The 9,385-nt window shown below is 72.2% G+C and carries 6 protein-coding genes, 1 tRNA gene and 1 pseudogene; 6 read left to right on the top strand and 2 right to left on the bottom strand.

Annotated elements, in window-relative coordinates; genetic code table 11:
- From H5J29_RS11130 to H5J29_RS11115, 4 genes and pseudogenes are all read left to right on the top strand, one after another.
- Positions 1–468: pseudogene (locus tag H5J29_RS11130) on the top strand (hypothetical protein); the annotation flags it as partial.
- Between the two features lie 406 nt (positions 469–874).
- Positions 875–3,586, top strand: a complete 2,712-nt coding sequence (gene topA, locus H5J29_RS11125; protein WP_446686474.1) for a type I DNA topoisomerase — start codon at positions 875–877, stop codon at positions 3,584–3,586.
- 202 nt (positions 3,587–3,788) lie between these two features.
- Positions 3,789–4,130, top strand: coding sequence for a hypothetical protein (locus H5J29_RS11120; protein WP_181780858.1), 342 nt, complete (start codon positions 3,789–3,791; stop codon positions 4,128–4,130).
- On the top strand, positions 4,127–6,442 hold the full coding sequence (locus tag H5J29_RS11115; RefSeq protein ID WP_181780857.1) for a hypothetical protein: 2,316 nt from the start codon (positions 4,127–4,129) through the stop codon (positions 6,440–6,442). Before H5J29_RS11120 ends, H5J29_RS11115 begins: the two co-directional genes overlap by 4 nt.
- Position 6,443: 1 nt before the next feature.
- Here H5J29_RS11115 and H5J29_RS11110 read toward each other — a convergent pair whose 3' ends face one another.
- On the bottom strand, positions 6,444–6,908 hold the full coding sequence (locus tag H5J29_RS11110) for a GatB/YqeY domain-containing protein (RefSeq protein ID WP_181780856.1): 465 nt from the start codon (positions 6,906–6,908) through the stop codon (positions 6,444–6,446).
- 36 nt (positions 6,909–6,944) lie between these two features.
- Between H5J29_RS11110 and H5J29_RS11105 the strand changes: the two genes are divergently transcribed.
- Both H5J29_RS11105 and H5J29_RS11100 read left to right on the top strand, forming a co-directional pair.
- The gene (locus tag H5J29_RS11105; RefSeq protein WP_181780855.1) at positions 6,945–7,880 is read left to right on the top strand and encodes a metallophosphoesterase; all 936 of its coding nucleotides are present in this window, start codon (positions 6,945–6,947) and stop codon (positions 7,878–7,880) included.
- A 35-nt stretch (positions 7,881–7,915) separates the two neighbouring features.
- A tRNA-Pro gene (locus H5J29_RS11100) sits at positions 7,916–7,989 on the top strand.
- Between the two features lie 65 nt (positions 7,990–8,054).
- Here H5J29_RS11100 and H5J29_RS11095 read toward each other — a convergent pair.
- Positions 8,055–9,385, bottom strand: a 1,331-nt coding sequence (locus H5J29_RS11095) for a PepSY-associated TM helix domain-containing protein (RefSeq protein ID WP_181780854.1), incomplete at its 5' end; no start/stop codon positions are given.

The following is a 9,385-nucleotide window of genomic DNA, read 5'->3' as shown; positions in this document are numbered from 1 at the left end:
GGCACCGCGCTGCGACTCTGGGTGCTCGCCGGGGGCAGGCCCGACGACCGCGGCGGCTACCTCCTACCGCTCGACGGCGCCGCCCCCGCCACGCACGACCCCCTGATCGCCGCCACCACGCGCCTCGGCCTGCCGCCCGCTCGCGTGACCCTCCCGCCCTGCCCCCGGTGCCGTACGGCCGCCGCGGAGGCCGCGGAGGCGCCCGTCCCCACCGAGCCGCCGGGCCACCCCGCCGTCGTCGACCTCACCGGCGACCCCACGGACCCCGATCTCGGTCCCACTCCCCTCCCGACCTGCCGCGCCCACCACCTCGCCCTCGCGCCGGTCGGGGAATGCCGGGCGACCGGACCGGCGTTGCGCATCACAGGAGCCAGGCGGCTGCAACGTCTGGTCGAGCTCGTCGGCCCCCCTCCGGCGGAGGTCGACCCGGCCGGATGGCCGCGGTACTGGGGCCGGACCCGGGGTTGACCTCCGGGCTACGCTCGCCACTCGCTTTCCGTCACCATCGGACACACTCGGTGGTGTGAGGGATGCGACAGCGGTCGTCGATGTGCGACCGTGGCGGCACGGGACCGACGTAGAGCAATACTGTCGGCCCGGGGTCGAACGGGAATGGCAGAGTGACCGTAGGTAACGGCGGGCCCTGTCGTCCCGACCCGAGACACCCGGAGGTCGGTGGCGAGCCGGTACGAGACCGGCGGCGCGGCCGGAGGGATGGAGTAGGACCAACGTGGCAACCCGAACGACGAGCACCGAGACCGACGAGCCGGAGAAGAAGGCCGCCGGAACCTCGTCGCGCCGCACGAACAGCCGTGCCGCGGCCGGGGGTGGTCGTCGCAACGGGACCGGTACGGCGAGCGCGAACGGCGCCCGCGTGCGTCGGCTGGTGATCGTCGAGTCGCCGACCAAGGCGAAGAAGATCCAGCCCTACCTCGGCAGCGACTACGTGGTCGAGTCGAGCGTCGGGCACATCCGGGACCTGCCGCGCGGCGCCGCGGACGTGCCCGCCAAGTACAAGGGCGAGTCGTGGGCCCGCCTCGGTGTGGACGTCGACAACGAGTTCCATCCGCTGTACGTGGTCACGCCGGAGAAGCGCAGCAAGGTCTCCGAGCTCAAGGACCTGCTCAAGGACGCCGACGAGCTCCTCCTCGCGACGGACCCCGACCGCGAGGGCGAGGCCATCGCCTGGCACCTGCTGGACACCCTGCGGCCCACGATCCCGGTGCGTCGGATGGTCTTCCACGAGATCACCGAGTCCGCGATCCGCGCCGCCGCGGAGAACACCCGCGAGCTCGACCAGGACCTGGTCGACGCGCAGGAGACCCGCCGCATCCTGGACCGGCTCTACGGCTACGAGGTCTCCCCCGTGCTGTGGAAGAAGGTCATGCCGAAGCTCTCGGCGGGCCGCGTCCAGTCGGTCGCCACGCGGCTGATCGTGCAGCGCGAGCGTGAGCGCATGGCGTTCGTGTCCGCCGGCTACTGGGACATCGCCGCGACCATGGATGCGGGCGCCGACGCGACCCCGCGCCAGTTCGGCTCGCGCCTGGTCTCCGTCGACGGCAACCGGGTCGCCACCGGCCGGGACTTCGGCGCCGACGGCAAGCTCAAGAACGCCGACGTGACCGTCCTCGACGAGGCGAGCGCCCGACGGCTGTCGGAGAGCCTCGAAGGCCGTGACCTCACCGTCGCCTCGGTCGACTCGAAGCCGTACACGCGCAAGCCCTACCCGCCGTTCATGACGTCGACGCTGCAGCAGGAGGCGGGCCGCAAGCTGCGGTTCTCCTCGGAGCGCACGATGCGCGGCGCCCAGCGGCTGTACGAGAACGGCTACATCACCTACATGCGAACGGACTCGACCACGCTGTCGGAGTCCGCGATCCAGGCCGCCCGCGCGCAGGCCCGTGAGCTGTACGGGGACTCCTACGTCCCGTCGTCGCCGCGGCAGTACACGCGCAAGGTGAAGAACGCGCAGGAGGCCCACGAGGCCATCCGGCCCGCGGGCGACACCTTCCGCACCCCGGGCGAGATCGCCCGCGAGGTCGACGGGGACGACTTCCGCCTCTACGAGCTGATCTGGCAGCGGACCGTCGCCTCCCAGATGGCCGACGCGCGCGGCACCACCGTGTCGATCCGGATCAACGGGACCGCGGCGACCGGCGAGGACGTCACGTTCGCGACCTCCGGCCGCACGATCACCTTCCCCGGCTTCCTGCGCGCCTACGTCGAGACGGTCGAGGAGGGCTCCGGCGGCCAGGCCGACGACGCGGAGTCCCGGCTGCCGAACCTGACCGAGGGCCAGGCGCTCACCGCGGCCGAGCTCACGCCGGAGGGCCACTCGACCAACCCGCCCGCGCGCTACAGCGAGCCGAGCCTGGTCAAGCAGCTCGAGGAGCTGGGGATCGGACGGCCGTCGACGTACGCGTCGATCATCAAGACGATCCAGGACCGCGGGTACGTCTGGAAGAAGGGCTCCGCCCTCGTCCCCTCGTGGGTGGCGTTCTCGGTGGTCGGGCTGCTGGAGCACCACTTCGGCAGGCTCGTCGACTACGACTTCACCGCCGCGATGGAGGACGAGCTCGACGCCATCTCGTCGGGCAACCTCACCCGCATCGCGTGGCTGAACGGCTTCTACTTCGGAGACGGCGCGAGCGCCGAGGGCTCGGTGGCGAAGGCGGGCGGGCTGAAGAAGCTCGTCGGGGTGAACCTCGAGGAGATCGACGCCCGCACGATCAACTCGATCCCGCTGTTCACCGACTCGCAGGGCCGCGAGGCCGTGGTGCGCGTCGGGCGGTACGGGCCGTACATGGAGCGCCCGACCGACGAGGTCGACGCCGAGGGGAAGCCCAAGACCCAGCGCGCCAACCTGCCCGAGGACCTGCCGCCGGACGAGCTCACCGAGGAGATCGCCGAGCAGCTGTTCTCGGTCCCGCAGGAGGGCCGCACGCTGGGCACGGACCCGGTGACCGGGCACGAGATCGTCGCCAAGGACGGCCGCTACGGCCCCTTCGTGACCGAGCTCCTCGGCGACGACGCGCCGAAGAAGGCCAAGCCGCGCACCGGGTCCTTGTTCAAGGACATGGCCCTCGACACGGTCACCCTGGACGACGCCCTCAAGCTGCTCAGCCTGCCCCGCCTGGTCGGCACCGACCCGGAGTCCGGGGACGAGATCACCGCGCAGAACGGCCGCTACGGCCCGTACCTGAAGAAGGGCACCGACTCGCGGTCGCTGACCAGCGAGGAGCAGCTCTTCACGGTCACGCTCGACGAGGCGCTGGAGATCTACAAGCAGCCCAAGCAGCGCGGTCGCCGTACCGCCGCGGCCACCCCGCCGCTGCGCGAGCTCGGCAAGGACTCCGCCACCGACAAGCCGATGGTGATCAAGGACGGTCGCTTCGGCCCGTACGTCACGGACGGCGAGACCAACGCCTCGCTGCGCAAGGGCGACTCCGTCGAGGAGATCACCGACGAGCGCGCGAGCGAGCTGCTGGCCGAGCGCCGCGCCAAGGCCCCGGTGAAGAAGAAGGCCCCCGCCCGTAAGCCTGCCGCGAAGAAGAAGCCCGCAGCGAAGAAGGCCCCGGCCAAGTAACCCCCGCCCGAACGGCACTCTCGCTCATACCTAGTGAGCGAGAGTGCCGTTCGTGCATCCGGGGTGAGATCAGCCGGCGTCGCCGTGTCAATCCGCAATTGATGAGATGTGCCGATCCGTGCACGCACGGTAGCGTTCAGCGCCTCTGAGGGGGTGTGCCGTGGGGGATCGGTACTCGAACACTGCCAGGGACTCCGCGCAGGTGGCCGCCCAGTTCGGGCGGGTGGACGGCAACGTCGCGGTGAACTACGGCAGTCCACCGACGACGTCGGACTTGGAGCGACTCGGGGAGCAGCTGGCCCGGCTCCGGCAGCTCGTCGGGCGCGCCCTCGCCGAGGGTGACCTCGACGCCGGCACCGTCGCCGGGGCCGCGAGCAACCTCCAGGAGGCCGAGAAGGCGCTCGCCGAACGAGCACCCGACCGGCCGTCGTGGCGGACACGGTTCGTCAGTGCGCTCACCCTCCTGAAGGACTCGGCGGCGGGTGCGACCGGGCTGGCGACGGAGGTCGAGGAGATGATCGATCTCGTCGGGAGGCTCACGTGAGCGACGGCGAGGACACCGCAGGCGAGGCGGCGGGCGGGTCCGCAGATGCGGGCGCGTCCAACTCTGCGGGCGGATCGGCGCAGGTCGGCGCCCAGTTCGGGGTCGTGCACGGCGACGTGCACGTGTCGTACACCGCCCAGGACGGATCAGCCGAGGAGCTGCTCCGGGTGGGGATCAACCACCTCCAGGCGGGCACCCTCGACGCCGCTCGGCAGCTGATCGGCGAGGCGCGGGCCCGCGGACTGCGCACGCCGGAGGCCTTGTTCCACCACGCGCTGGCGCTGCTCAGCGGCCGGACGATCCGTGACCTGCGAGAGACCGAGTTCGGGGTCCTCGAGCAGATCTTCGCCGACGCTCGGCGAACGCGGACCGGACTCCACGGCGACGGACTCACGTTGGTGGGCGCGTTGCTCTCCTTCGTGGTCGCGGTGGACCGCGGAGAGTCCGTGCCCGACCAGATCCGCCGGGACCTGCGCGCCAGCTGCGCGGATCCCGCCCTCGGTGACCTGCGGGAGAAGCTCGACCGCCATCTCGACGTCCTCCTGGCGACCCTCGTCGAGCGGACGCCCGCCGAGGAACGGGCGGAGATCGACCGGGAGCGGTTCGCCCACGACAGGCTCGACCGGGCCCGGAAGTTCTTCCGCCCGAATCCGGCGCACCCCCGGCTCCCGGACATCGAGGAGCCCCACCGCGCGGGCACCACAGCCGTGCTCGTCGCCTCGGGCATCACCACCGGTTCGATCACCGGGCTCCTGGTGCTGACGGTGATCGGGCCGCTCGGATGGCAGGCGATCGGCCTCTTCGCCCTGGCCCTGGGCTGTGGGGTGTTCGTGCTCCACGGCCTGGCGGCCATCGCGTCCGGGCTGCGGTGGCGACGGGCGGTCCGGACGAGGCTCGGGGTGAACCGCCGGGCGATCCGCGAGGAGGACGCCGAGCGGGAGGAACTCGACGCGTGGGCGGACCGCGTCGAGGAGGATCGGGAGGCGGGCAGAGCGGAACGCGCAGACGGCAGGCTCGACGCCCGTCACCGGCTCGAACGCGCGCGTCGTCGGCAGGAGCACTTCCGGATCGCGGTCGCGAACATCTACGAGGAGGCGTTCGAGGCCGAGCAGCCCGAAGCGCGTGACGAGGCGCGTCGCTGGCGTCGGGACACCCGGGGGCTCCGGACGTCGCTCGCGACCGAGACCACGCACACTTATCTCTTCACTCATGGCCGTCATCCGGAGGGTCTCTACTCACTGATCCGACACCATGCGATCCGGACGCGGCGCCAGTGGGAGTCGGGTGAGCTGAAGACCCGCGCCGACCGCCATCTCCCCGGTCCGCTCTTCGTCCTGGTGACGATCGGCGCGATCGTCGGGCTCGTCGCCTCGACGACGGCGCTCGGCCGCCTCGTTCTCGGCGTGGAGCAGACCGCGTCGCTCGTCCTCGGGGCCTCCCTCGCGGGGGCCCTCGTCCTCGCCTCGGGGATGCGGCTGCTGGCCGACGTCCGAGTGCGCCGCTGGATCCGCGCCGAGGTCGAGGAGGAGTACGGCGGGGAGTACGCCGCCTACGAGGCCGACCGCCGGTTGCTCGCCGACCGCCCGACCGACGTCGAGGTCGGCGAGTGGCTGGGCCACGACACGCGGCTGATCCTCCGCCAGGCCCTCGACGAGTGTCGCCTGCAGGCCCGGGACCTGATCCGCCATCTCGTGATCACCGAACGGGCCTCGTGGTGCTGGCGGGCCCGCACCGAGGGCGGCCCGCCGCGATACTCGGCCTACCGCGTGACGATCTTCCTGCTGACGGCGGGCGGTGTGCGCCAGTACGAGTCCGACCTTGACTTCCTCAGTGGGGCCCTGGGCGACCACGTCCGGACCGGCTTCCAGTACGGCAAGGTCGCCGCCGCCACCGTGACCGACGACGGCTCCAGCGCCTCGGGGCAGCGCCGCTGGAAGTACCTGCTGGAGGACCGCCGGGACGCCACGCCCGAAGAGCTACGCGACTCGGGTGTGCACGGCGAGCACCGGTTCCAGATCACGCTGGTCAGCGGACACTCCGTGGAGATCGCGGTCGAGGACTTCAACCACTGGGTGGACGAGGGCGAGGACCTCCGCGAGCTGATCGCCCAGGCACGGGCCGCCGCGGGCATCGACGCCGCCGTCCAGGTGATGGAGGCCATCGCGACGGAGGGCGAGGAGTGGGCCCGCCACGAACAGCGGCGCTACCTGCGCAGGCTCGGGACCCCGGACCGTCTCGTCGAGCCTGTGGTCCTCGAGGCCGAGCCCCCGCTCTTCGCCCTGCAGACCGCTGACGACCCGGGTCGGGACTGAGTCAGAGCAATGACTTCACCACTGCGGAGAGGCGCTTGCCGTCCGCGCGGCCCTGCGCGGCCGCGGTGGCCTTCTTCATGACCTGACCCATCTGGCGGGGGCCCGGGGCCGAGCCGGTCTCCGTCTCGACCTCGGCCACGGCCTGTCTCGCGATGGTCTCCAGCTCGTCGTCGGAGAGCTGTCGGGGGAGGTAGCGGGCGAGGATCTCGCCCTCGGCACGCTCCCGCGCGGCCAGCTCGTCCCGACCGGCCGCGGCGAAGGCCTCGGCGGACTCGGCGCGCTTCTTCGCCTCCTTGGCGATCACCTTCAGCACCTCGTCGTCGGACAGGTCGCGGTGCTCGGTCCCGGCGACCTCGACGGTGCCGATCGCGGTCAGGGTCAGCCGCAGGGTGGCCTTGACCAGCTCGTCCCGGGCCTTCATCGCCGCGGTCAGGTCGCTCCGCAGCTGCTCCTTCAAGGTGCTCACAGCGCTGCACGCTAGCCCACCCGTACCCTGAGCCCCGTGCACAAGCTCGCTCGCCTCGCCCTCGGGACCGTGACGACCGGGGTGGCGGGCGTCGCCTACGCCGCAGGGTACGAGCGGCGCCGGTGGACGTTGCGCGAGGCCGCGTTGCCCGTGTTGCCCGCCGACAGCAGGCCGCTGCGGATCCTGCACGTCTCCGACCTGCACCTGATGCCGGACCAGGAGAGCAAGAAGCGCTGGGTGGCCGAGCTCGCGGCGCTGGAGCCGGACCTGGTGGTCAACACCGGGGACAACCTCGCGCACCCCAAGGCCGTGCCGGGGGTGCTGGCGGCGCTGAACCCGCTGCTGACCAAGCCGGGTCTGTTCGTGTTCGGCAGCAACGACTACTTCGGCCCCACCCCCAAGAACCCCGCCCGCTACCTGCGCCGCTCGCAGCGGCGCATCCACGGCGCGCCGCTGCCGTGGCGGGACCTGCGGGCCGGGTTCGTGGAGCACGGCTGGCAGGACGCCACCCACCAGCGGCTGTTCCTGGAGGTCGACGGGCGGCGGGTCGGCGTCGTCGGCGTCGACGACCCGCACCTGTCGCTGGATCGCTACGACAGCGTCTCCGGGCCGATGACGGCGGACCTGCGCCTCGGGCTGACCCACTCGCCGGAGCCGCGCGTGCTCGACGGGATGGCGGCCGACGGCGTCGACCTCGTCCTGGCCGGGCACACGCACGGCGGCCAGCTGCGGCTGCCGGGGTACGGCGCGATCGTCACCAACTGCGGGATCGACCGGTCGCGCGCCCGCGGGGCCTCCCGCTGGGGGGCCCACACCTGGCTGCACGTCTCGGCCGGGATGGGCACCTCGCCGTACGCCCCGGTCCGCTTCGCCTGCCCGCCCGAAGCCAGCCTGCTCACCCTGGTCCCCCGACCGGCGGGACCGGCCGCGGAGAGGGCAACCCCCGCGCAGACCGCGGAGACCGTCAGGTAGAGTTCTCCACGGCTCGCAGGAACGCGGCGGGCCTTCGGGGTGTGGCGCAGCTTGGTAGCGCGCTTCGTTCGGGACGAAGAGGTCGCAGGTTCAAATCCTGTCACCCCGACAACAAAGGCCCAGGTCACATGACCTGGGCCTTCGTCGTTGCAGAGCCTCGTCGACGCCGGCGACCTACCGACCAGCTGCCGGCGGGACCTTCGATCGCGCCCGGATCCGGCGGACCGCTCCGATCGACACGTCCGCCGCCACGAACAGGACCAGGGTCACGCCGAAGGTCGGGAGGTACCAGGCGAGGGCCGCGGCGACCACCAGCGCCACGACGGTCCACGGCCAGGGCGTCGCGCGGAGCGCGGCCTGGGGCGCGGGCGGGAGCTGCCCGCGGTAGGGGCTGCGCTTCCACCACATCAGGTAGCCCCCCACGAGCAGCACGATCGTGCCGATGGCGAAGAGCGCCAGCAGGACCTGGTTCGCCAGGCCGAAGAGGGTGCCCGTGTGCAGCGAGGTCCCGAGGACCCGGACCTGCGCGAGGAAGGGGTAGTCGGACCACCTCAGGTGCTCGGTGACCGCCGCGCTGTAGGGGTCCACCGCGATCGTGTCGCGCCGAATCGGGAGCCCGGGCGCCGTCTGGGCCACGGTGAAGACCTCCCCCGGCGCGGTCGGGACGTCCACCTGCAGCGCGCCGTCCAGACCGTGGCTCCTGGCCACCTCCAGAACCGTGTCGACGCCGACCGGGTTCGGTCCGGGCGGGACGTCCACCGGCGCCGCACGCAGCCGGGGCGCCCGCCACGCGAACAGCCCCGAGCCTGCGAACCGGCTCATCATCAGGCCGGTCACCGCCATCACGACCAGCCCGCCCGCCAGCCACAGCCCCAAGGGTCCGTGCACCGACTTCAGCCGCGCCTGCGGGTTCTTGCCCCGCACCTTCGGCACCAGCACCTCCGCGGCCGAACGCGGCTTGCGCCCCTGCTTGACCAGCCACAGGACGAGCCCGCCGAGCGCGATCACGGGCAGCCAGCTCGCCGCCGTCTCGGAGTAGAGCCTGCCGAACTCGCCCAGGTGCAGGTTCGAGTGGAACTCCCGCAACCAGACGTTCGCGGGCAGCCTGCCGCCGATCGTCGTCAGCTCGCCGTCGACGTAGTTCGTGTACGGGTCGACGTAGACCGTGCGGGCCGTGCCCGGCTCCTGGCCGGGGGTCGACAGGTTGACCTGCGTGGTGCGGTCGGCGGCCTGCGGCGGGACGACCGAGCGCAGCTCGGCCTCGGGGTGCCGGGCCATCGCCGTGGCGATCTGCTCCGCGACCGGGCGCGGCACCTCCCCGACCTCACCGACGTAGAGCTGTTTCGCGTAGAGGTCGTCGTGGATCTGCGGGCTGAAGACGTACGCCAGCCCGGTCAGGCAGAGCAGGAGCAGCAGCGGCGCCACCAGGATCGCCGCCAGGAAGTGCACCCGACGGGCGAGCGGCCGGAGCGCGGTGCCGGGCGGGCCACCCTCGTCGCGACGGT

Origin of the sequence: Pseudonocardia pini (assembly GCF_013870575.1) — a bacterium.
In the GTDB taxonomy this organism is placed as follows: Bacteria; Actinomycetota; Actinomycetes; order Mycobacteriales; family Pseudonocardiaceae; genus Pseudonocardia; species Pseudonocardia pini.
This window is presented reverse-complemented; position numbering and strand designations above follow the sequence as displayed.